Below are 21,296 nucleotides of genomic sequence, written 5' to 3'. Positions count from 1 at the left end.
GTCCGGAGGCGATCGGCGGGGTACGCGAACGGCCCCGGTCCGCGCGGCTGTCGCGCCCGGACCGGGGCCGTACGAACGTCGAGCGGGCGGGGGACCTCAGCCCTGCCCCGCCTCCTTCTCCCGCTTCAGGTTCTTCAGGCGCGCGCCCTCCTTGCGGACCTCCGCCTGGGTGGCCCGCTCCTTCTCCAGCCACTCCGGCCGCTCGCGCCTGAGCTCCTCGATCTGATCGGAGGTGAGCGGCTCGGTCACCCCGCCCCGGGCCAGCCCGGCGATGGACACGCCCAGCCGCTCCGCGACCACCGGACGCGGGTGCGGGCCGTTCGCCCGCAGCTCGCGCAGCCACTCGGGCGGGTCCGCCTGGAGCTCGGCCAGTTCGGCGCGCGAGACGACACCCTCCTGGAATGCGGCGGGCGTGGCGGGCAGGTACACACCCAGCTTCTTCGCCGCGGTCGCGGGCTTCATCGTCTGGGTGGTCTGGTGCGAACTCATGAGGTCAAGGGTATCGGCCGGGTGCGAAGGCGCCGACCACGGCCGATGCGGGCCCGCCGCCGTCGGGCGGTTAACCTGGCCAGGTGACAGGCTCGGAGGAAACACCGTCGTTCCGGCTCGCGTACGTTCCCGGCGTGACGCCCGCCAAGTGGGTACGGATCTGGCACGAGCGCCTGCCCGGCGTCCCTCTCGGTCTCCACCAGGTCACGGCCGCCGAGGCGTCCGGGACGCTGCGCGCGGGTGAGGCGGACGCGGGTTTCGTACGGCTCCCTGTGGACCGCACGTTCTTCAGCGCGATCCCCCTCTACACCGAGGCCACGGTGGTCGTCGTACCCAAGGACCACGCGATCGCGGCGGTCGAGGAGGTCACCGTCGCCGACCTCGCCGACGAGGTCCTCTGCCATCCCCTGGACGACGTCCTGGACTGGGACGCACCGCCCGGTGAGCCCGCCTTCGAGCGCCCGGCCACCACGGAGGACGCCGTCGAACTGGTCGCCGCCGGCATCGGGCTGCTGGCCGTCCCGCAGTCGCTGGCCCGGCTGCACCACCGCCGGGACCTCACCTACCGGCCGCTCACCGACGCCCCCCAGTCGACCGTCGCGCTGGCCTGGCCCGAGGAGGCCACCACGGACCTGGTCGAGGACCTCATCGGCATCGTCCGCGGCCGCACGGTCAACAGCACCCGGGGGCGCCAGACCGATCAGCCGCCGCAGGCGTCCCAGGGCGCGCGCACGCAGCCGAAGCGGACACCGAAGGCGACGGCGGCGGGCCGGGGCGCACAGGGCCGTGGCGGAGCCGGCGGGGCAAAGCGCGCCCAGTCCGCCAAGCCGGCGAAACGCGGAAAGCCTCGCCGCCGCTCATAGGGGGCGACCGGCCGCCACACCCGGTGAGCGGGCGGCCGCGGCTCCCGGTGAGTGACCTGCCGCCACTCCGGGCATGCGACCCGTCCGGGCTCCCGGCATGCGACCTGTCCCCGCTCCGGGGATGCGGCCCGTCCCCGCTCCGGGGATGCGGCCCGCCTCGCTCGGGGCGTGCGGCCCGTCGCCGCTCCGGGGATGCGGCCCGTCCCCCCTCCCGGCAAGCGAACGCCGCCGCTCCGTTCAGTCGTCCTCCGGCCCGTTCGACCGTTCCCTCAGGTCGGCGACGGCCAGGCAGAGGGCCACCAGGATGAACCCGACGGACGTGAGCAGCCCCAGTTGGAGCGCCTCGGTGGCCGGGCCGCCGTTCGCGAGGTGGGCGAAGTACACCGCGCCCACCACGGCGATCCCCGCCGCCGACCCGACGCGCTGGCCGGTCTGCAGCACCCCGCCGGCCGCGCCGGCCCGCTTCACCGGGACGAGCGTCAGCGTGAGCGTCGTGTTCGGCGAGACGGTGACGCCGGAGCCGATCCCCCCGATGATCATCGGTACCACCGCGGCCCACCCCAGGTCCTCCACCGGCACCAGCCACGCCACCGCGGCGATCCCGAGCAGTCCCACCGCCACCCCGCTCAGGCCGAAGACGACCACCTTGCCGCCGTGGCGGATGACCAGGCGGCCGCCGAGGGCGGCACCGACCGCCGAGGAGATCGCGAACGGCATCACCGTGAGGCCGGAGGCCAGCGCGCTGTAACCGGCCGAGTTCTGCAGGAACAGGGCGAGAACGAAGAAGACCGTGGTGAAGCCCGCGAAGTAGCTCAGGCTGATCAGCGCGCCGCGGGTGAAGGACCGCAGCGAGAACAGGTCCAGATCGACCAGGGGGGCCCGCCCGAGCCGGCCCATCCGCCGTTCCCACATCCAGAACAGGCCCAGCAGCACTCCGCCCACCGGCAGCAGCGCCCACTTCAGCCGCCCGGTCCACTGCTGCTCCTGCACCAGCGGCAGCATCAGGGCGAGCATCCCGGCACCGAGCAGCATCACCCCGACCGGATCGAACTCCTCCCGCCGGCCCGGCGCAACGGGGAACCGGGGCAGCAGCCGCAGGCCCGCGGCGAGTGCCGCGACCCCGATGGGCACGTTGACGAAGAACACCCAGCGCCAGCCGTCGTCGGTGCCGACCGCGTCGATGATCACACCGCCCGCCAATGGGCCGACCGCGGTCGACACGCCGATGACACTGCCGAGCAGCCCGAAGGCCTTGGCCCGTTCGGCGCCCTGGAACATCTGCTGGATCAGCCCCGAGGTCTGCGGTGCCACCATGCCCGCCGCCGCGCCCTGGACGAGCCGGGACACCACCAGCCAGTCGGGGCTCGTGGCGAGCCCGCAGGCCGTCGACGCCACCGTGAACACGGCCAGCCCGAGGAGGAAGGACTGCCGCCGTCCGCGCATGTCGCCGAGCCGGCCGGCCGGGACGAGCGCCAGCCCGAAGGTCAGGGCGTATCCGGAGACGACCCAGGACTGGGCGGCCTGCGTGGCGCCGAGCCCGTGCTCCATGGAGGGCAGCGCCACGTTCACGATGGAGGTGTCGAGCAGCGAGATGAAGCCTGCCGCCAGACACACCCAGAGCGCCCGCCACCGCCGGTCCTCGGTGGCCGGCCGCCGCGGTTTCGCCCAGGTCGTGGTCATGCGGCCACGCTATGCAGTCATCCCCGGTGTCGCACGACCGGCGGAGCGAACGGCTGGCGCACTGCTCCTTCCGGGTGACCGCGGGCGCCCTTCCGGGGTTACCGCCGGTGCCCTTGCGGGGTGAACCGCGGGCGCCTTTCCCGCTGGGGTGACCGCCGGCGTCCTCCCGGGGCGACCGCGGCCCCCGCTACCCGCGTGCGGCCCGGCCGACGGACTCCACCAGGGGCAGCAACCGGTGCGGGACGCGTTCGCGCAGAGCCACCTCCGTACGGGTGCGGACCACGCCCGGCAGGCTGATCAGCTTCTGGATCACGTCCTCCAGGTGCGCGTTGTCCCGCGCCACCACCCGGGTCAGCAGGTCCCCGCCGCCCGTGATCGAGAACGCCTCCACGATCTCCGGCACGGCGGCCAGCGCGCCACCGACGTCGTCGAGATGGCCCTGGGTGACCTCGATGTGCACGAACGCCAGCACCGGATGGCCGAGTGCGGCGGGGGAGAGGGCCGGACCGCTGCCGGTGATCACGCCGTCCCGTTCCAGCCGGTCCAGACGGGCCTGGAGGGTGCCCCGGGCGACTCCGAGGATCCGGGCGTACTCGCGCACGCTGGTGCGCGGCTGCTCCAGCAGGAGTCGCAGGATGCGGGTGTCGAGCTCGTCCACGGCCATGGTGGGCGACTGTACCAATGGCCCAAGGCCGGTCCGCGCCGAGCTGGGCCAATGGTGTGAGGGCTTGCCGAAGAAATCCAGTAGAGGTGCACCAATGGCACAGTCGAATCGAGAACACTTGAGCCAGTCACCCCGACGGTGCTCTCATGGGGATGTCGATGGCGCCGCGGACCCTCCGCGGCGCCATTTCCGTGCCGTCGACGGGAGGGGAAGCAGAAGTGCTGAAGAGGGCGTTCACGGCTCCGGACCCGGGGCGGCTGCGGCTGCGCTTCGCCGCACGGGCCGTGCTGGGCATCGGCCTCGCCGTCGTGCTCTGCGGAGCGGCCGGGCACTCCCTCACGGGCGCCGTGACCGGCGGGCTGGCCGCACTGCTCGCCCTGTTCACGGTCGCCGACGCCACCGTGCGCGGGCAGGCCGTCACCACCGCGCTGCTGCCCGTCGTGGGCCTGCCCGTGCTGGCCGCCGCCGCCGGGTTGCACGACCTGCCCGTAGCGCGGGACCTGGTCTTCCTGGCCGTCGTCGGCGCCGGCGTCTACGCGCGCCGCTGGGGGCCGCGCGGCCACAGCCTCGGGGTGTTCGCCTTCATGACCTACTTCGTGGCCCAGTTCCTGCACGCCACACCCGGACAGCTGCCCCGGCTGTACGCCGCGGTGCTGCTCGCCGTGTTCACCGCGGCCGCCGTCCGCTTCGGCCTGTGGTGCTACGAGCGCCGCCTGTCCCCGCCGCCGGTGCCCGTCCCGTCCGCGGGAGGCGGTCTGGCCCGGGTGACCACCCGGCAGGCGGTCCAGGCCACCGCGGGCGCGGGTTTCGCGCTCGTCGTCGGGCAGGTGGTGTCGGGGCAGCGCTGGTACTGGGCGGTCGGCGCCACCTGGTGGATCTTCGTCAACACCACCTCGCGCGGCGAGACCCTGGTCCGGGGCTTCCGCCGGGTCCTCGGAACTGTCATCGGTGTCGCGCTCGGCCTGCTCGTCGCTGTCCCCGTGCACGGCGCCCCCGTCCCGACCGCCGTCCTGCTCGCGGTCGCCGTCTTCGGCATCTTCTACTCGGCCGCGGTGTCCTACACCTGGATGATGCTCTCGGTGACCTTCCTCGCCGAGCTCCTCTACGGTCTCCTCGGCGTCCTCACCCCCGGCCTGCTGGCGCTCCGGCTCACCGAGACCGCGGTGGGCGCCCTAGGCGCCGCACTCGCCGTGCTGTTCGTGCTGCCGGTCACCACCCACCTCGTCACCGACGGCTGGATCCGGCGCGCGCTGCGCTGCGTGCACGCCTGTACGGCGGAGGCCGCCGCCCGGCTGGCCGGGTCCACCGGCGCCGACCCGGCACCCCGGGTGGCCGAACTGGAGCAGCTGCTGGGCCGGGTACGGCTCTCGGTCGCCCCCCTCGTCCACCCGCTGGCCCCGATGACCGGCCGCAAGCGCCGTGCCCGCCGGGTCCTCGCCCTGCTCGACGACTGCGCCCGGGAGATCCGCGGCCTGGTCGCGGTCGCCGCTGATCCGGAGGCCTCCCACGACGCCCGGCTGGCGGCGGCCTGCTGGCGGGTCGAGGCGGCCGTGGAGGCGCTCACCCGGGGCTCGGCACACGACGCGGGTCCCGCCGAACCACCCGCCGAGCCCGCCCTCGCCCATCTGCACGGCGTGGAGCGCGCGCTGGCCGAACTGGCCGAGCCGTTGCGCACCCCCTCGGGCTCACCCCTGGTCGGCGCCTGAGACGCGCCGCCATGGACGTCCTGGTCTAGACCGCGAACTGCTACCGTCGGCCCCGGACCGGCTCGTACTGACTCGTACCGGCTCGTATCGAGAGGGGACATCGGTGGCAGACGGCGGCAGGCGGCGCAGGGCCTTCATCGGGTCGTTCACGGCGGCGGGCGGACCGGGAGTGGTCACGGCGGCGGTCCATCCGCACAACGGCGCCCTGGCCCTGCTGGAGAGCGTCGGCGGCGTCCACGACCCGTCCTACCTGACGCTCGCCCCCGGCGGGCAGACCCTGTACGCGGTCAGCGAGACCGCCGACGGCGCGGTGGCCGCGTACCACGTCCAGGACGACAAGCCGCGGCTGGCCGGACCGCCGGTCCCCGTCGAGGCCAGCGGCCCGACCCACCTCAGCCTGTTCGACGGGCACGTCCTGACCGCGAACTACGGTTCCGGCAGCGTCAGCGCCGTTCCCGTGCGTCCCGACGGCACGCTGGCCGGCACCGCGTCCGGAGTACTCCGGCACACCGGCTCGGGCCCGCACGAGCGACGACAGCGCGGCGCGCACGCCCATCAGGTGCAGCCGGACCCCAGCGGCCGGTGGGCGGTGAGCGTCGACCTCGGCACGGACTCGGTGCGTGTGTGCACCCTGGCGGGCGGTGCCCTGGCCGTCCACCGCGAGTTCGCGCTGCGCCCCGGCTCCGGCCCGCGTCACCTGGCCTTCCACCCCGGCGGCCGGTACGCCTACGTGGTCAACGAACTCACCCCGACCGTCACGGTGTGCCGCTGGGACGCCGAGACCGGCGCCCTGAAGCCCCTGGCCGAGACCCCGGTGCTGCCCGGCGCCCCGGCGGGCGACGCCTACCCGTCCGGCATCGTCGCGTCGCCCGACGGCCGGTTCGTCTGGACGGCGACCCGCGGCGAGGACGTCCTGACGACGTTCGCGGTCGACGGGGACCAGCTCCGCCCGACGGCCACGGTCCCGTGCGGCGGCCACTGGCCGCGGGCCCTCACCGAGTCCGGAGGCTTCCTCTACTCGGCCAACGAACGCTCCGGCGACATCACCTGGTTCGCCGTCGACCAGGAGACGGGCGTGCCGCGCTACGACGGCTCGGTGCGGGTTCCGGCGGCGTCCTGCGTCGTCTTCGACTGAGGCCGACCGGAAGGGCGTACGACTCCAGGGCGAAGGGCGGCCGGACGGCGGGCCCGGACGCTTCCGCGCGGACACTTCCGCACACGCCGCCGCGCACCCCGCCGCACGCCCCGGAAACAGGACGACGGGCCCCTTCGAGGAAGGGACCCGCCGACGTACTCACGCTCACGCGGAGAGGTCAGCGCACCGGCGTGCCCTGCGGCTGCTGCGGAGCGATCCCCAGCGCCGTCGTGTACTTCGCCAGCGCCAGCTTGCCGATCGCCGGGTAGGGACCGAGCGGCTCGGCCGTGGCGCACCCCGCCTCCTCGGCGGCCGCCGCCAGCAGGCCCTCGTCGATCTCGGGACCGATGAGGTACGGCGCCAGCGCCAGCTGCTGCGAGCCTGCCGCCCGCAGCTGCTCCGCGATGGAGGAGATGGAACCCTCCTGGTCCAGCGCCGCGGCCATCACCGGCACGGCCAGCCGCGCGGCGAGCAGCATGCCGGTGATCCCGGCGGCCTGCACGGCCTCCTCGCCGCCCACGGAGGCCAGGATGATGCCGTCGGCGGCCGTCGCCACGGTGAACAGACGGGCACGGTCGGCGCGGGCCAGACCGGCCTCCGAGAGCCGCACGTGCAGCGCCTCGGCGAGCAGCGGGTGCGGGCCGAGGACATCGGTGAGGTCGGCGGCGATCCGGCTCTCCATGACGGCCTGGCGGACCTGGCGCAGCAGCGCGCTGTCCGGGCCGGCCAGCAGCGGCACGACGACCGCGACCGGGCCGTCGGGCATCTTGACGCCCTCGACACCGGCGGCGACGGCCTGCTCGTAGCGGGCGGTGCGCTCCTCGGAGGTGCGGGTGAGCACGGACTGCAGGGTGGGGAACTCGGCGTCGTCCCCGTCCAGGTACCCGATCCGGGCGTCGAGGCCGGGCAGCTCGGAGCGGGCGATGCTCACGACCTCCTCGGCGAGACTGCGGGTGGCCGCGCTGGGCGTACCCGGTACGGCCAGGAGGAGCGCGGGCGCGTCCTCGGGAGCCACCAGCGGCTCGGGTCGGCGGTGCCGCCCGGGCTGGCGAGGTCGCGGCATTCGTACTGGCAGGCCGGACGCGGGCCCAGTGGGGGAGCTCATGGCGACGCATGTTACTGGCTTATTGGGCTCCCCTGTTCGGGGAGGGTGCAGGTGAGCGGTATCCGTCCGGTTTTGTCTGATGAGTTACGCATGATTCGGGGGTGAACCCGTCAGCTGTCGGACACTTCACGTACCGGTGCGATCAATCCCCTTTTACGGGGGTCTCGCCGACTCCTGCGCTCACCGCGACCGCGTCACGGCAGACGCCAGTCGACCGGCTGTCCTCCCTGCTGGACCAGCAGGTCGTTGGCCCGGCTGAACGGGCGGGAGCCGAAGAAACCGCGGTCCGCCGACATGGGCGAGGGGTGCGCCGACTCCACCGCGGGCAACTGGCCGAGCAGCGGACGCAGGTTGCGGGCGTCGCGGCCCCACAGGACCGACACCAGCGGCTTGCCGCGCCCCGCCAGCGCCCGGATCGCCTGCTCGGTGACCTCTTCCCAGCCCTTGCCCCGGTGTGCGGCCGGGCTGCGCGGAGCCGTCGTGAGCGCCCTGTTGAGCAGCAGGACGCCCTGCCGGGTCCAGGGCGTGAGGTCGCCGTTGGCGGGCTGGGGCAGGCCGAGGTCGGTGTTCAGCTCCCGGAAGATGTTGATCAGGCTGCCGGGCAGCGGGCGCACCTCGGGCGCGACGGAGAAGGAGAGGCCCACCGCGTGCCCCGGTGTCGGGTAGGGGTCCTGACCGACGATCAGGACGCGGACGTCGTCGAAGGGCTGCTGGAAGGCCCGCAGGACGTTCGGCCCGGCCGGGAGGTAGGTGCGTCCCGCGGCGATCTCCGTGCGCAGGAAGTCGCCCATCGCGGCGATCTGTCCGGCCACGGGCTCCAGGGCCTTCGCCCAGCCGGGTTCGACGATTTCATGCAAGGGTCGTGGTGCCACGCCGTCACCCTACTGCCGTACACGGGTCGGTGATCAAGCCGCGGTCGCGGGACGACCGGGGATGACCGGACCGTCACCTTGCATGACAGGAACCGCGGTCCGTGGACCGCTCGTCGGCGCGGACCGGAGCCGCCGCGCCGGGCCGGCCGGAGAAGCCGCCGGGACGCGTTCCCGCAGACGCCTGCGCGAGCGGGCTCACTCGTGCGACCGTCGACTCGCAGGTTCGCCGTGAGCAACAGGGCGGCCGCTCCCGTATGGGAGGGCGGTCCGGGCTGTCCGTGCGCGCGTGAGGAGGATGCCTTTGAAGGCGTTCCGTGGTCCGAAGGTCTGGTTGTGGCGGTGGCGGCGCAACCCGTTGAAGCGTCCCGGCGACGCGCTGGAGGCCTGGGTGCTGCTTGGCGCCTGGCTGTTCACCCTGGTGGCCGGGGTGGTGGGCGGGCTCGCGGCGGCCCGGTCGGTCGAGGACGGGCTGGCCCGGGAGCGTGCCCAGTGGCATCCGGTCGTGGCCCACGTCCTGGACAGGGCCCCGGGAAGGCCCGGGCCGGAGTCCGGGTCCTCCGGCGGCGAACGGGTCTGGGCACGGGTGGGCTGGACCGTCTCCGACGGCTCCGCGCACACCGGCCAGGCGCGGGTCGCGGCGGGCAGCGCGATCGGCACCCCGGTCACCGTCTGGTCGGACCCCCAGGGGCATCTCGTCACCCGGCCCGCCACCGCCTCCGAGGCGCATGTCAGGTCCGCGCTGATCGGCGGCCTGGTGGGACTGAGCACGGCCGCCGTCCCCTTCGTCGCCGGGCTCGTGGTGCGCGGCCGGCTGGAGCGCAGGCGGATGGATCGCTGGGACGCCGAGTGGGCGCGGTTCGGGCCCCAGTGGGGCCGGACGATCGGCTGAGCCGGGCCGTCGCGGGGCCTTGGGATCACTGCCGCGCGAGTGCCGTCCGGCAGTCGGCGAGCAGCCGCTCGTCCCTGGCGATGTCGTGGCTGCCGTAGCCGCCGGGGCGCGCCGTGTGCCGTCGGGCGGCGGCGAGTTCGCCCGTCGGCAGGTCGCGCAGCGGTGCGCCGGCCGGGCCCATCTCCGCCAGGCATTCGGCGATCGCGCCCCGGGCGTACGGATTCTCCGACCAGGCCGTGCGCAGCACCGGCAGTACCGGATCCGGATCCCCCTCGATCCGCCACCAGGCCCGCGCCGCCGCGGTCCGCTCCCTGCCCCGGCCCGACTCGGCGAGCGCGCGCAGGGCGGGCAGCGCCTCCCCGGCGGCGGCCCCGAGCCGGCCCAGTTGCTCGGCGGCCGTCCGGACACCGCGACCACGACCGAGCGTCAGCTCCCGCAGCAGGAAGGGGAGTACGGCCCGCGCGTCCCCCTCGGCCGACCACAGGGCGCCCGCCGCCACCGCCGCGTGCCGGGTGTCGAGGAGCCCGCGCAGCACCGGCGTCGCCGCCCGGGCCGTCGCGCCGAGGGCGTCGAGCGCGCGGACGGCCTGCCCGACGAGGGCCTCCCGCGCCCCGAGCCCCTCCGGTGCTCCGCGCAGCAGCCGCAGCACCTCGGGCACCGCGGCCGGGTCCTTCAGGGCGGTGAGCGCCGCCAGCAACGGCGCTGCCAGTTCGGCGGCCTCGGGCGAGTCCAGCGGTATCCGGCCCAGGCGTCGCCGCAGCGCGGGGGCGAGCGGAGCCGCGGCCGCGCCCAGACGAACCACCTCGAAGCCCAGACCGGCGGGGGCCGCCGGACCCGCCAGTGACTGCGCGAGGACCGGGACGGCACGCGGGTCACCGCTTCTGGTCAGTGCCTTGAGCGGTCCGCCCAGCGAGGGTCTGCCACGCTCCCAGGCGTGCGTCCACAGGTCGGGCCGGGCGATCACCAGGGCGTGCAGGTCGTCGGCGGCGGGTGCGGCCAGCTCGAACAGCTCCGCGAGCACCGAGACGGCGGCATCGCGCAACTGATCCTCCGCGCTCCGTAATTGGGCGCCGATCAGCGAGACGGGCGCCCGGAAGTCCGCCCGCCACTCACGGAACAGCCCGGCCGACATCCGTACCGCGTTGCACCGGTCCATGGCGTCCGGGCTGTCCAACTGTCCGACGAGCAGGGCGATCCGGTCGGCGACGCGGTCGTCCAGGGCCCGGTGGAGGGTGCGCAGGAGGTTCGATCCCTCCTCGTCCGACGGGCGCAGCCGCCGTATCCGGCCGACCAGCGTGTCCGGTTCCGTCCGGCCCGGCGCCGGCGCCGTCGTGCGGTGCCCGGACCGCTCCCGGAGCAGCCGGACCGCCGTCGGCACCAGATCGGCGGGCAGCCGCTCCGGTGCGCCGAGGCCCAGTTGGCCGAGCGCGGCGAGCCGCGTACCCGGGGAGTGCGGCGGCCCGCTCTGCGCGGCCAGCAGCCGCACCGCACCGGCCGCCTCGGCGGGACGGCTGCGCGCGAACAGGCCGAGGGAGGCGGTCAGGGCCCGCAGCACCTGCTCGTCACGCTCCACCGCGATCCGCCGGCCCAGCAGCTCCAGCACCCGCGCGGGCTCGTCCAGGAACCGGACCAGCGCCGCCGTGGCCGCCCGCCGTACCCCGGGGCACGGGTCCTCGGCCAGCGACACGAAGGCCTCGGCGCCCGCGCGCACCGCGGTCCGGGCGGGCGGACCCGCGCTCTCCGTGCCGATGCTGACCAGCAGTTCGACGATGGCGGCCCGGTCCGGCACCTCCGCGCGGGCGGCGAGCGCGAAGAGGAACGGCACGCAGGCGAGCGTCGAGTCGTACACGTTCCCCTGGTGGTGCACCGAGCCGTACATCCCGTCGAGCGCGGCCTCCCGTTCGGCCGTGTCCGCGGAGGCCAGTCCGCGCAGCAGGCCGGGCACGTCCGCGGCGCTGCCGTGGGCGTGCCGCAGGGAGGCCCAGTCGACCTCGTCGATCCCCGTGAACACGTCGTCCTCCCCGGGTGAGTACCACCTGTTCAGGAGTCTGCACCACGGCACTGACAACGATGCGGAATCGGACGGCGACTGTGTGCGATCCGTCGGCGGTCACCGGCCAACCGGGCCTTGGCGGCGGCTAGTTCAGGCCAGGCAGCGCCCGGTCGAGGATCGCGCCGAACCCGGACCCGGCGGGCAGGGTACCGAACGCGTACCCCCAGTCGCCGCCGAGCCGGGTCGCGCAGAAGGCGTCCGCGACGGCGGTCGGGGCGTACCGGACGAGGAGGGAGGCCTGCAGGGCCAGCGCCATCCGCTCGACCAGCCGGCGGGCACCGGTCTGATCGGTTCGCGTCAGTTCCGTCCTGAGCCGGGTCACGGTGTCGTCCAGCCGGGAGTCCGCCCCCCGCGCGTGGGCGAACTCCCCGAACAGGGCGTCCGCGGCGCCGGGTTCGCGGGCGAGCGCCCGCAGCACGTCGAGCGCGTTGACGTTGCCGGAGCCCTCCCAGATCGACAGCAGGGGCGCCTCGCGGTAGTGGCGGGGCATGCCGGAGTCCTCGACGTATCCGTTGCCGCCCAGGCACTCCAGGGCCTCGGCGGTGAAGGCCGGGCCGCGCTTGGTGACCCAGTACTTGCCGACCGCGGTCGCGATCCGCCGGAAGGCCCGCTCCTGTTCGTCCCCGCGCACCGCGCGGTCCGCGGCGCCCGCCAGCCGCAGCGTGAGCGTGGTCGCGGCCTCCGACTCCAGGGCCAGGTCGGCCAGCACGTTGCGCATCAGCGGCTGGTCGACGAGCCGCGCGCCGAACGCGCTGCGGTGGCGGACATGGTGACCGGCCTCCACGAGCGTCTTGCGCATCAGCGTCGCCGAGTTCATCACGCAGTCCAGCCGGGTGCAGTTGACCATCTCGATGATGGTCTTCACGCCCCGTCCCTCGGGCCCGACCAGCCAGGCCACGGTGCCGTCGAACTCGGGTTCCGAGGACGCGTTCGAACGGTTGCCGAGCTTGTCCTTGAGCCGCTGGATGCGGAACGCGTTGCGGCTGCCGTCGGGCAGCACCCGCGGCACCAGGAAGCAGGACAGCCCGCCCGGCGCCTGGGCCAGCACCAGGAAGACGTCGCACATCGGCGCCGAGGTGAACCACTTGTGCCCGCGCAGGGTGTAGACACCCGGCTCCGAAGTGGGCGTGGCGGCCGTGGTGTTGGTGCGGACGTCCGAGCCGCCCTGCTTCTCGGTCATGCCCATCCCGGCGAGCAGGCCGGGCTTCTCGGTCGGCACCCGCAGTTCCGGGTCGTACTCCCGGCTGGTCAGCAGCGGCTCGTAGACCTTGGCCAGCTCCGGTGTGGCCCGCAGCGCGGGCACGGCCGCGTAGGTCATCGAGGTGGGGCAGCCGTGCCCGGACTCGGTGTGTCCCCACACCAGCCCGCCGGCCGTCCGGGTGACATGGGCGCCGGGCCGGTCGTCCGCCCAGGCGGCCCCCGCGAGGCCCTCGGCCACAGCCGTCCGCATCAGGTGGTGCCAGCTGGGGTGGAAGTCGACCTCGTCGATCCGGTTGCCGTACCGGTCGTGGCTGCGCAGCTCCGGCTCGTGCCGGTTGGCCAGCTCGCCCCACTCCTGTGCCTCCGCGCTCCCGGCCCGCGCCCCGAGCCGCCGGATCCCCGGCTCGGCCCAGTCGGCGCCCTCCCGGCGCAGCCCCTCCAGGAGGGCCGGGTCGTCGGAGGCGTCGTAGGGGGCGAGCGGCGGCGGCTGGTTGGTGACGTCGTGGGTGGCGTACTGCGGCTGCGGAAGCGCGGCGGTCGGGTCCATGCCTCCATGTTGCACTCCCACTACGGCTGCAGCAATGCTGCAACATGAGGCCGCACGTACAGTACGTGACCATGAGCGCGAACGTGTCCGCCGAGCCCGCCGGCGTCGACCTGCGGCCGCTGTCGGCCCGGTCGGTCGTGCTGAGCGTGCTGCTGGGCACGCATCCGCCACGGCTGCCGGTGAAGGACCTGGTCCGGCTCGTGGAGCCGTTCGGTGTCGGCGGCTCCGCGCTCCGGGCCGCGCTCAGCCGGATGACGGCCGCCGGCGACCTGCGCCGTACCGACGACGCCGTCTACGGCCTCAGCGACCGGCTGCTGGCCCGCCAGCGGCGTCAGGACGAGGCGGTGCGGCCGCGCACCCTTGCCTGGCACGGCGACTGGGAGATGCTGGTCATCACGGCCACGGGCCGCGGCCCCGCCGAGCGTGCGGAGCTCCGCACCCGCCTGGCCCGTCTCCGCCTGGCCGAACTCCGCGAGGGCGTGTGGCTGCGCCCGGCCAACCTCACCAGACCGCTGCCCGCCGAGGTCCTGGCGATCGCCGAGCCCTGCGCGGCCCGCCCTGCCCGCCCGGCGGCCGAACTCGCCGCCACCCTCTGGCCGTTGAACACCTGGGCCGCCACCGCCCGCGCCCTGCTGGCCCACGCGGCCGACGCGCACCGGCCGTCCGACCGCTTCACGGTCTTCGCGGCGGCCGTACGGCATCTGCTGACCGATCCCGTCCTGCCGCCCGAACTCCTGCCCGCCGACTGGCCGGGCGACCGGCTGCGCGGCGCCTACGCGGCCTACCGCGCCGAACTGGGCGAACCGGCACCGGAATCGGCCGACTGATCCGTGCGAGAGTGGGTCCATGACAGCGGCACGGGACAGGGCGGCGACGGCCGACGAGGCCGAGGACCTCGCGCTGGACGGCCTGCGGTGGCTGGCCGGGTCCGCGCGGGAGACCCCCGACGGGGGGCTCGCCTGGCCGGACCTCCGCTCCGACGACGAACCGGACCCCATGTTCTACGGCGGTACGGCCGGGCAGGTCCTGGTGCTACTGGAGGCATGGCGGCACTTCGGTGACGACTCCTACGCCGACCTCGCCCTGCGCGCGGGCCGCGGCATCGCGGAGGCCGTCGACGCCGCCGACGACGACTCCCTGTACTTCGGCCGCACCGGAACGGCGCTCGTGCTGAGGGCACTTCAGCGGGAACTCGGCGACGAGGACGCCGGCACCGCGGCCGACCGCGCGCTGACGGTCGTACGGTCACGTTTCGACGGCACCCGCTGGGGCGCCCTGTTCGAGCTGATGGGCGGAAACGCGGGGATCGGCCTCGGGGCGCTCGCGGCCGGCGACCCCGAACTGGCCGTCCTCGCCGTGGAGCCGTACCCGCGGACGGCGGAGCCGACCCCGGCGGGTGTGCAGTGGGCCCACCGCACGGGCGTCGAGTCCCGTCTGCACCACATCTCGCACGGCACGCTCGGGATCGTCGCGTCGCTGGCCCGGGTCGGCGCGGCGACCGGCCGCCGGGACCTGGTCGAACTGGCCCTGGCCGGCGCCGCGGACGTGGTGGCGCGTGACGTGGCGGGACCGGAGGGCTTCCTGGTGCCGCACTCCACCCCTCAGTACCGCCCCGACCTGATCGATCCCGTCAGCTACGGCTGGTGCCACGGACCGGCCGGCGACGCCCAGGTCTTCCGGCTGCTGGGGGACGTCACGGCCGACCCGGTCTGGGCCGCCCTCGCCGACCGCTGCTGGCACACGGTCACGCACTCCGGTCTGCCCGAGCGGCTGCGCCCCGGCTTCTGGGACAACAACGGCCGCTGCTGCGGCACCGCGGGCGTCCTCGCCCTGGCCTGCGACCGGATCGCCGAACAGCGGGACCCGCACGACTTCGCCCGGGTCCTCGTCGCCGACCTCGCCGCCCGGGCGATCCGGGACGCGGCCGGCGCCCGCTGGTCCAACTTCGACCACCTGGCCGACGCGGGCGACCTCGAACCGCGCACCGGCTGGGCGATGGGCAACGCGGGCATCGTCCGCGAACTCCTGCGCTTCGCGCGGCTGAGCCGCGGCGGCGATCCCCGGTACGCGCTCGCCTGGCCGGATCAGCCGCCGGTGCCGGTGGGCCCCGGCGGCAGCTGATCAGACGGGTCCGGCTCCGGCCAGCGCGTTCTCCGGGGCCGGTCCCGCCTTCGCCGGCAGGTGGTTGAAGAGCAGGTTCAGGGCGATCGCGGTGAGGCAGCCCGCGCTGATGCCGCTGTTCATCACCGTCTGGAACCAGTCGGGGAACTTCGCGTAGACCGTCGGCACCCCCATCGGCAGCACCCCGACCGCCACCGAGACGGCCACCACCGTCAGGTTGTGGTTGCCGGTGAGGTCGACGGCGGCGAGGGTGCGCAGACCGCTCGCCGCGACCGTCCCGAACATCACCAGACCCGCACCGCCGAGCACCGGGGCCGGTACGGCCGCGACCACCGCGCCCAGCTTGGGCAGCAGGCCGAGCAGCACCAGGATGCCGCCGGCCGCCGCCACCACCCACCGGCTGCGCACCCGGGTCAGGCCGACCAGACCCACGTTCTGCGCGTACGCCGTGTAGGGGAACGTGTTGAAGACGCCGCCGAGGACGGTCGACAGACCGTCGGCGCGCAGACCGTCGGACAGGGCGCGCGGCTCGACCCGCCGGCCGGTCAGCTCGCCGACCGCGATCAGGTCACCGGTCGTCTCCGTCATGGTGACCAGGGCCACCACCAGCATGGAGACGACCGCGGACGCCCGGAAGGCCGGCGTCCCGAAGTGGAACGGCGTGCTGACGCCCAGCCAGTCCGCGTCGCCGACCCCGCCGAAGTCCGTGAACCCGAAGGGCACCGCCACCGCCAGCCCGACCGCGATGCCGATCAGGACCGCGATCCGGGCGAGGGCCGCCGGCGCGAACCGCTGGACGCCGACGACCACCGCGAGCACGAAGGCCGCCAGCGCCAGGTTCCGCGGCTGCCCGAAGTCCTTCGCGCCGGCGCCGCCCGCCGCCCAGTTGCCCGCGACCGGCAGCAGCGAGACCCCGATGATCAGGATCACCGTGCCGGTGACCAGCGGCGGGAAGAAGCGCAGCAGCCTGCCGAAGACCGGCGCGAGGAGCGTGATCGCCAGACCCGCGACGATCACCGAGCCGTAGATCGCGGGGAGTCCACCGCCCGTCGTACCGATGAGGACCATCGGCGACACCGCGGCGAACGTGCAGCCCTGCATGATGGGCAGCCGGACGCCGAAGCGCCAGAACCCGACGCACTGGATGAGCGTCGCGACCCCGCACACCAGCAGGTCGGCGGTGATCAGATACGCCAGGTCGGCGGGCGACAGCCGCAGCGCACCGCCCACGATCAGCGGAACGGCGACGGCTCCCGCGTACATCGCGAGGACGTGCTGCAGACCGTAGGCGGCCAGTTCCCGCAGCGGCGGCACCTCGTCGACGGGATGGACGGGGGAGGGGGCGGGGGCGGGGGTGGCGGACACGGGGACTCCAGAGCGCGGCGGGGACGACATCCGGTCACGACGAGACCGTAGACGGTGTGCACAGTTCGTTGATTGCCGTGGCGTTGCCGACACGTGTCCCGCCCGTTTGCCCGCCCGCGGTCGACCGCGCTACGCCCCGGAATGCGCCGCCGTCAGCAGGGCGTCCCAGTCGGCCAGTTTGACCACACCGCGTCCGAGGCGGGCACCGAGCGCCGCCTCCGCCCGCTCGATCGCCTGCCACCCGGGCCACTCGACGGGCCTGACGCCCAGCGCGCGCAGTGCGACGACCGGATCCTCCGGGACCGTTCTGCCGAGCAGCGTGGGCGCGTCCGCGAGCAGCGACGTCACCGTCTCCTTCGCGTCGGGCCGGTTGGTGCCGATGACGCCGGTCGGGCCGCGCTTGATCCAGCCGGCCACGTAGTCGCCCGGGCCGGAGGCCCGACCGTGCAGGACCCGGCCGGCCGCATGGGGCACGGTGCCGGTCGCCGCGTCGAACGGGAGCCCGGTCAGCGGCAGTCCGCGGTAGCCCACCGAACGCAGCACCAGCTGCGCGTCGAGGGTCTCGTACCGGCCGGTGCCGCGCACCCCGCCCTGCCCGTCCGGCTCGGTCCGCTCGAAGCGCACCGCGCCGACCCGTCCGCCGTCCGCGAGCAGTTCGACCGGGCGCAGGAAGAACCGCAGCCAGATGCGGCGCTCGGCGCCGCCGGTGCCGCCCTCGGCGAGGCCGCGCAGCACCTCCACGTTGCGGCGCTGCGCGGTGGGCAGCGCGGACGGGTCGGCGCAGTCCGGGTCGAGCGCCAGCTCCGCCGGGTCCACCCGGACCTCGGTGTCCGGGAGGGTCGTCAGCTCGCGCAGCTCCCTGGTGGTGAAGCGGGCCTGGGACGGGCCGCGCCTGCCCACCACGTGGACCTCTCTTATCCGGCTCGCCGCCAGCGCGGTCAGCGCCGCCTGCGGCATGTCGGTCGGGCTCAGCTCCGCCACGCCCCGGGCCAGCATGCGCGCCACGTCCACCGCGACGTTGCCGACGCCGATCACCACCGCCGAGCGGGCGTCCCGCACGAAACCCGCGTCGATCGCGTCCGGATGCGCGCTGTACCAGGACACGAACTCGGTGGCCGACCAGCTGCCCGGCAACTCCTCGCCCGGGATCCCGAGCCGCCGGTCGCCCGCCGCGCCCACGCAGAACACCACCGCGTGATACAGCTCGCGCAACCGCTCCACCGGGAGCTCGCCGGGGCCGCCGCCGATCCGGACCCCGCCGAGGAACCGCACCCGCTCGTGTTCGAGGACCGTGCGCAGGTTGCCCTGGAGCGACTTGATCTTCTCGTGGTCCGGGGCGACCCCGTACCGCACCAGCCCGTACGGGCACGGCAGCCGGTCCAGCACGTCCACGGCCACCGTGGGATCGAGCTGTACGAGGTTCTGCGCGGTATAGCACCCGCTCGGCCCGGAGCCGACGACGGCGACACGCAACACGGGGGACTCCTTGCCCGAGGAGCTGGTCGCTCCAGCATCCCACCGGCACGACCGCCTCGACAGAGGCCGCTGGGGTGAAGCGGACGCGTGTCCGCGCGTATGGAGTGTGATCATGCGGTTACGTTTCGTGTGTGCTAGAAGCATCCTTTCTTAATCTTTCTGATCGGTGCGCGGAGGACGGCACGGTCTCCGTGTCGCCGGCCTGGGAGGTGCAGGAGCACACGGGGGCCACGTCCTGGTTCCAGGTCAGGCTGGCCTTCGGGGACGGCGCCCAGGTCGACGCCCTCGCCGTGGTGGCCGCGGGCCGGGTGTCGATCGAGGACGTCAAGGCCCGGCCCGCGCTGTCCCTGGCCGATCTGACGGCGCTCGCCGACTGGATCGAGGAGCCGCTGTTCAGGGCGTGCGGGATGGAGTCCTACGCGGACGAGGAACCGGCCGGCGAGGATCTCGACGAGCACATGGGCGGCGCGGGCGGCGCGGAGGACACGGGCGCCGCGGAGGAGGGCGCCGGGAGCGCGGAAGGGGACGCCGGGGGTGGTGTCGGCGCTCGGCGTGCCCGGCCGGCCTGGCCGCGGGGGATCGAGGGGCGGTGGCTGGTCGCCCAGAAGTACCGGGCCGCTCAGGAGGAGGGCGCCGACCCCGTCCTCGCCGTGATGTGGGCGACCGGGCACAGCCGCCGGCGCTCGCTGCGGCTCATCGCCCAGGCACGCGACGCGGGCTTCCTGACGCCCCGCCACGCACGGCGCTGACCAGGGCGGTCACGCGGACCCCGACCGGTCCTCGGTGGCGAAGAACCGCGACAGTTCCTGCGGCTCCGCCGCGGGCGCGGACCCCGGGGGAGTCCCCATCTCCCAGTCGAGCCCGTAGCGCTCGAACAACTCCTCCCGCAGCACCGGGATCGGCATCGGCACCCCCGGCACCAGCGCCGCGTACACCGCACCCATCAGCAGGGCTCGCAGCATCGGGTAGTCGGCCGTGACGTTCTGCGAGCCGTAGCGGGCGACGGTGTCGCCGAGCAGCTCCGAGAGCCGGCGCTGCTCCGGGCACTGCACGAAGCCCTCCGCCTGCAGCAGCCCCGCCATGTGCTGGCGCATCAGCACCGGCCGGTCGCGGGTGAGACCCAGGATGGCGTCGATCGCCCGGGCCAGCCGCTCCCGGCCGTCCTCCGTGTGCGGCTCGCGCTCCAGTCCCTCCTCGAGCGTGCGGTGCATCAGCCGGTGTACGGCGGACTGCACCAGCTGGCGCTTGCCGGGGAAGTAGTACGACACCAGTCCGCGCGCGGACCCGGCCCGGTCGGCGATGGCGCCCAGGGTGGTGGCCTCGAAGCCGTGCTCGTCGACCAGTTCGACAGCGGCCTGCAGCAGCCGCTCCCGGGAACGCCTGCGCAACTCTTCATTGACCGAGGCGCTGCGAGGGGACATGCTGGACTCCTGCGTTGACTGGCTGCCAGCCAACTATAATCGACGCAGTGGGCACCGCCCTGCGCGGGCCTTGTTCAGTGCTGCCGTCCGTCCGGGGCGACACGGGGGAGCGTCTCGGACGGGCGGCGCACGCAGGTCAGGCCTGTGTGGGCGTGACCCGTCGGCGGGCCACGCCCATCAGGTCGAGCACCGGCAGCAGGGCGTCCGGCCGTTCGGCCACCGGCAGGTGGTCCACGAAGTGCACCCGGCAGCCCAGCGCCGCCGCGCCACCGTCGGCCGGCCTGCTGTCCCCGACCATCAGCGTCTCGGCGGGCGCGGCCCCGAGCGCCTCCAGCGCGACCCCGAAGAGCCGCGGATCCGGCTTCTGCACCCCGTGCTCGTACGACAGGACGTACGCGTCCACATGGGCGTCGAGCCCGTGGGCGCGGAAGACCGGGCGCGGGTCCCAGCCGATGTTGCTGATCACGCCGACCCCGATCCCCTGCGCGCGCAGCGTCCGCAGGACCTCGGCGGCGTCCGGGTAGGGCGCCCACGCCTCCGGGACCATGTGCCGCTCGTACAGCGCGTCGTGCAGGGCCGGGTCCGGCAGCGGCACCCGGCGGGACAGCCCGGTGTAGGCGGCCCGGTGCTGTTCGGCGCTCTGGTCGCGTACCGCCCACAACCCGGCGAGTTCCGCGGGCAGCTCCACCGGGTTCGCCCCGCCGGGCTGCGCCCCGGCCAGCTCCAGCGCCCGGGCGGCCGTGACCACCTCGGCCTCGGTGAGCCGCGCCGCGGACTCCGCTCCGGCCCCGGCGAGCACCGCCCGCAGCCAGGACTCGGTGGACTCGATGCGGAAGAGCGTCCCGGAGAAGTCGAAGAGCACGGCAGCCATGCGGCGGACTCTACCGGCCCGCCACCCGGCGTACGGCGGTCGCCGGGGACCACTCGTACGCCAGCACCGCCAGCGCCACCACCAGGGCCCCGAGCAGCCAGCCGCCGAGGACGTCCGAGGGCCAGTGGACGCCCAGCCACACCCGGGTCAGGCCGGCGCCGACGACCGAGACACCGGCCGCGGCCAGAGCCGTACGCCGCAGCGCCCGGCCGGTGCCGCAACGGTGCAGCAGCCACAGCAGCAGGCCGCAGACCACGGTGGCCGTCATGGTGTGCCCGGACGGGAAGGCCGGGTAGGGGGCGGAGTCGACCGGGTCGTGCCACTCCGGACGCGGGCGGCCGACGGCGGCCTTCAGGGAATGCTGGGCGACGGTGCCGAGCGCACAGGTGGCGGCCAGCCACAGGGCGGTCCACCACGCCGAGTGCCGCCACACCAGCCACACCGCCACCCCCGCGCACAGCAGCCGCATGGTCAGCGGGTCCCACACCCAGTCCGTCAGGATGCGCAGCACGTGGGTGGTGCCGTGGTCCGCGGCGGCCCAGCGGTGGGCGGTGTCGGCGACGTCCCGGTCCAGGGCGACCAGTGGGGGCCACTCGCCGGCGACGAGGGCGAGCAGCAGCGCCGAGGAGAGGGCGAGGACGGCGGTCGCGAGGAGCGGGGCAGGACGATCGCCGGGCGGGGGAGGCATGACGCGATCTTTGCCGAATCATTGCCCGCAGGGCAATTCCCCTTCCGGAGAGGGTGCTGTTCGTCCCCTTCCGCTGAGAGTGCTAGTAGAACTCCGTTAGGTTGCTCTGGCTCTTGGGTTCTGGCTGGTGGGGGATGTTCTGGGCAGGGGG

At 74.5% G+C, this 21,296-nt stretch carries 19 protein-coding genes; 7 read left to right on the top strand and 12 right to left on the bottom strand.

Annotated features, from left to right (window positions below; all coding sequences use genetic code 11):
• Nucleotides 1–96: 96 nt before the first annotated feature.
• Nucleotides 97–489, bottom strand: a complete 393-nt coding sequence (locus ACFY3I_RS26445; RefSeq protein WP_365291132.1) for a DUF5997 family protein — start codon at nucleotides 487–489, stop codon at nucleotides 97–99.
• A gap of 83 nt (nucleotides 490–572) precedes the next feature.
• On the opposite strand from ACFY3I_RS26445, the gene ACFY3I_RS26440 reads away from it, so the two are divergent.
• Nucleotides 573–1,352, top strand: a complete 780-nt coding sequence (locus ACFY3I_RS26440; protein ID WP_390863234.1) for a LysR family substrate-binding domain-containing protein — start codon at nucleotides 573–575, stop codon at nucleotides 1,350–1,352.
• Between the two features lie 237 nt (nucleotides 1,353–1,589).
• On the opposite strand, the gene ACFY3I_RS26435 is transcribed toward ACFY3I_RS26440, so the two are convergent.
• Both ACFY3I_RS26435 and ACFY3I_RS26430 read right to left on the bottom strand, forming a co-directional pair.
• Nucleotides 1,590–3,032, bottom strand: coding sequence for an MFS transporter (locus tag ACFY3I_RS26435; protein ID WP_390863232.1), 1,443 nt, complete (start codon nucleotides 3,030–3,032; stop codon nucleotides 1,590–1,592).
• 187 nt (nucleotides 3,033–3,219) lie between these two features.
• Nucleotides 3,220–3,696 carry an Lrp/AsnC family transcriptional regulator gene (locus ACFY3I_RS26430; RefSeq protein WP_365291127.1) on the bottom strand — a complete coding sequence of 159 codons (477 nt, stop codon included), beginning with the start codon at nucleotides 3,694–3,696 and terminating at the stop codon, nucleotides 3,220–3,222.
• 218 nt (nucleotides 3,697–3,914) lie between these two features.
• On the opposite strand from ACFY3I_RS26430, the gene ACFY3I_RS26425 reads away from it, so the two are divergent.
• Nucleotides 3,915–5,402 (top strand): FUSC family protein, encoded by a 1,488-nt coding sequence (locus tag ACFY3I_RS26425; RefSeq protein WP_390863230.1) that lies wholly within the window; start codon nucleotides 3,915–3,917, stop codon nucleotides 5,400–5,402.
• 103 nt (nucleotides 5,403–5,505) lie between these two features.
• On the top strand, nucleotides 5,506–6,537 hold the full coding sequence (locus ACFY3I_RS26420) for a lactonase family protein (protein ID WP_390863228.1): 1,032 nt from the start codon (nucleotides 5,506–5,508) through the stop codon (nucleotides 6,535–6,537).
• A gap of 178 nt (nucleotides 6,538–6,715) precedes the next feature.
• Here the strand turns inward: ACFY3I_RS26420 and ACFY3I_RS26415 are convergent, their stop codons facing one another.
• Complete coding sequence (locus tag ACFY3I_RS26415; protein WP_365291121.1) at nucleotides 6,716–7,642, bottom strand: hypothetical protein; 927 nt, start codon at nucleotides 7,640–7,642, stop codon at nucleotides 6,716–6,718.
• Between the two features lie 194 nt (nucleotides 7,643–7,836).
• Nucleotides 7,837–8,514 carry a uracil-DNA glycosylase gene (locus ACFY3I_RS26410; protein ID WP_365291119.1) on the bottom strand — a complete coding sequence of 226 codons (678 nt, stop codon included), beginning with the start codon at nucleotides 8,512–8,514 and terminating at the stop codon, nucleotides 7,837–7,839.
• A 295-nt stretch (nucleotides 8,515–8,809) separates the two neighbouring features.
• Here ACFY3I_RS26410 and ACFY3I_RS26405 point away from each other — a divergent pair, with 295 nt between their 5' ends.
• Nucleotides 8,810–9,403, top strand: a complete 594-nt coding sequence (locus ACFY3I_RS26405) for a hypothetical protein (protein WP_390863226.1) — start codon at nucleotides 8,810–8,812, stop codon at nucleotides 9,401–9,403.
• Nucleotides 9,404–9,428: 25 nt separating this feature from the next.
• Here the strand turns inward: ACFY3I_RS26405 and ACFY3I_RS26400 are convergent, their stop codons facing one another.
• Both ACFY3I_RS26400 and ACFY3I_RS26395 read right to left on the bottom strand, forming a co-directional pair.
• On the bottom strand, nucleotides 9,429–11,414 hold the full coding sequence (locus tag ACFY3I_RS26400; RefSeq protein ID WP_390863224.1) for a HEAT repeat domain-containing protein: 1,986 nt from the start codon (nucleotides 11,412–11,414) through the stop codon (nucleotides 9,429–9,431).
• 127 nt (nucleotides 11,415–11,541) lie between these two features.
• Complete coding sequence (locus ACFY3I_RS26395; RefSeq protein WP_390863222.1) at nucleotides 11,542–13,203, bottom strand: DNA alkylation response protein; 1,662 nt, start codon at nucleotides 13,201–13,203, stop codon at nucleotides 11,542–11,544.
• 71 nt (nucleotides 13,204–13,274) lie between these two features.
• Between ACFY3I_RS26395 and ACFY3I_RS26390 the strand changes: the two genes are divergently transcribed.
• On the top strand, nucleotides 13,275–14,030 hold the full coding sequence (locus ACFY3I_RS26390) for a PaaX family transcriptional regulator C-terminal domain-containing protein (protein ID WP_390863220.1): 756 nt from the start codon (nucleotides 13,275–13,277) through the stop codon (nucleotides 14,028–14,030).
• A 19-nt stretch (nucleotides 14,031–14,049) separates the two neighbouring features.
• Entirely contained in the window at nucleotides 14,050–15,324 is a 1,275-nt protein-coding gene (locus ACFY3I_RS26385) for a lanthionine synthetase LanC family protein (RefSeq protein ID WP_390863219.1), read from the top strand.
• Here ACFY3I_RS26385 and ACFY3I_RS26380 read toward each other — a convergent pair whose 3' ends face one another.
• Complete coding sequence (locus ACFY3I_RS26380; protein ID WP_390863217.1) at nucleotides 15,325–16,719, bottom strand: nucleobase:cation symporter-2 family protein; 1,395 nt, start codon at nucleotides 16,717–16,719, stop codon at nucleotides 15,325–15,327.
• 99 nt (nucleotides 16,720–16,818) lie between these two features.
• Nucleotides 16,819–18,165 carry an FAD-dependent oxidoreductase gene (locus tag ACFY3I_RS26375; protein ID WP_390863215.1) on the bottom strand — a complete coding sequence of 449 codons (1,347 nt, stop codon included), beginning with the start codon at nucleotides 18,163–18,165 and terminating at the stop codon, nucleotides 16,819–16,821.
• 191 nt (nucleotides 18,166–18,356) lie between these two features.
• On the opposite strand from ACFY3I_RS26375, the gene ACFY3I_RS26370 reads away from it, so the two are divergent.
• Entirely contained in the window at nucleotides 18,357–18,914 is a 558-nt protein-coding gene (locus tag ACFY3I_RS26370) for a DUF6214 family protein (protein ID WP_390863213.1), read from the top strand.
• Between the two features lie 9 nt (nucleotides 18,915–18,923).
• On the opposite strand, the gene ACFY3I_RS26365 is transcribed toward ACFY3I_RS26370, so the two are convergent.
• The 3 genes from ACFY3I_RS26365 to ACFY3I_RS26355 form a co-directional block, all read right to left on the bottom strand.
• Entirely contained in the window at nucleotides 18,924–19,586 is a 663-nt protein-coding gene (locus ACFY3I_RS26365) for a TetR/AcrR family transcriptional regulator (protein WP_390863211.1), read from the bottom strand.
• Nucleotides 19,587–19,722: 136 nt separating this feature from the next.
• Nucleotides 19,723–20,457, bottom strand: coding sequence for an HAD family hydrolase (locus ACFY3I_RS26360; RefSeq protein WP_390863209.1), 735 nt, complete (start codon nucleotides 20,455–20,457; stop codon nucleotides 19,723–19,725).
• A gap of 10 nt (nucleotides 20,458–20,467) precedes the next feature.
• Nucleotides 20,468–21,145 (bottom strand): phosphatase PAP2 family protein, encoded by a 678-nt coding sequence (locus ACFY3I_RS26355; RefSeq protein ID WP_390863207.1) that lies wholly within the window; start codon nucleotides 21,143–21,145, stop codon nucleotides 20,468–20,470.
• Nucleotides 21,146–21,296: the final 151 nt, after the last annotated feature.

It is taken from the genome of Streptomyces sp. NPDC001068, assembly GCF_042897315.1.
GTDB lineage: Bacteria > Actinomycetota > Actinomycetes > Streptomycetales > Streptomycetaceae > Streptomyces.
The sequence above is the reverse complement of the archived record's forward strand: the minus strand, read 5'-3'. Positions and strand labels throughout refer to the sequence as shown.

Coding starts and splice junctions, on each gene's coding strand:
- ACFY3I_RS26445 (WP_365291132.1), bottom strand. CDS start 489: ATGAGTTCGCACCAGACCACCCAGACGATGAAGCCCGCGACCGCGGCG.
- ACFY3I_RS26435 (WP_390863232.1), bottom strand. CDS start 3,032: ATGACCACGACCTGGGCGAAACCGCGGCGGCCGGCCACCGAGGACCGG.
- ACFY3I_RS26430 (WP_365291127.1), bottom strand. CDS start 3,696: ATGGCCGTGGACGAGCTCGACACCCGCATCCTGCGACTCCTGCTGGAG.
- ACFY3I_RS26415 (WP_365291121.1), bottom strand. CDS start 7,642: ATGAGCTCCCCCACTGGGCCCGCGTCCGGCCTGCCAGTACGAATGCCG.
- ACFY3I_RS26405 (WP_390863226.1), top strand. CDS start 8,810: ATGCCTTTGAAGGCGTTCCGTGGTCCGAAGGTCTGGTTGTGGCGGTGG.
- ACFY3I_RS26395 (WP_390863222.1), bottom strand. CDS start 13,203: ATGGACCCGACCGCCGCGCTTCCGCAGCCGCAGTACGCCACCCACGAC.
- ACFY3I_RS26390 (WP_390863220.1), top strand. CDS start 13,275: ATGAGCGCGAACGTGTCCGCCGAGCCCGCCGGCGTCGACCTGCGGCCG.
- ACFY3I_RS26385 (WP_390863219.1), top strand. CDS start 14,050: ATGACAGCGGCACGGGACAGGGCGGCGACGGCCGACGAGGCCGAGGAC.
- ACFY3I_RS26380 (WP_390863217.1), bottom strand. CDS start 16,719: ATGTCGTCCCCGCCGCGCTCTGGAGTCCCCGTGTCCGCCACCCCCGCC.
- ACFY3I_RS26365 (WP_390863211.1), bottom strand. CDS start 19,586: ATGTCCCCTCGCAGCGCCTCGGTCAATGAAGAGTTGCGCAGGCGTTCC.
- ACFY3I_RS26360 (WP_390863209.1), bottom strand. CDS start 20,457: ATGGCTGCCGTGCTCTTCGACTTCTCCGGGACGCTCTTCCGCATCGAG.
- ACFY3I_RS26355 (WP_390863207.1), bottom strand. CDS start 21,145: ATGCCTCCCCCGCCCGGCGATCGTCCTGCCCCGCTCCTCGCGACCGCC.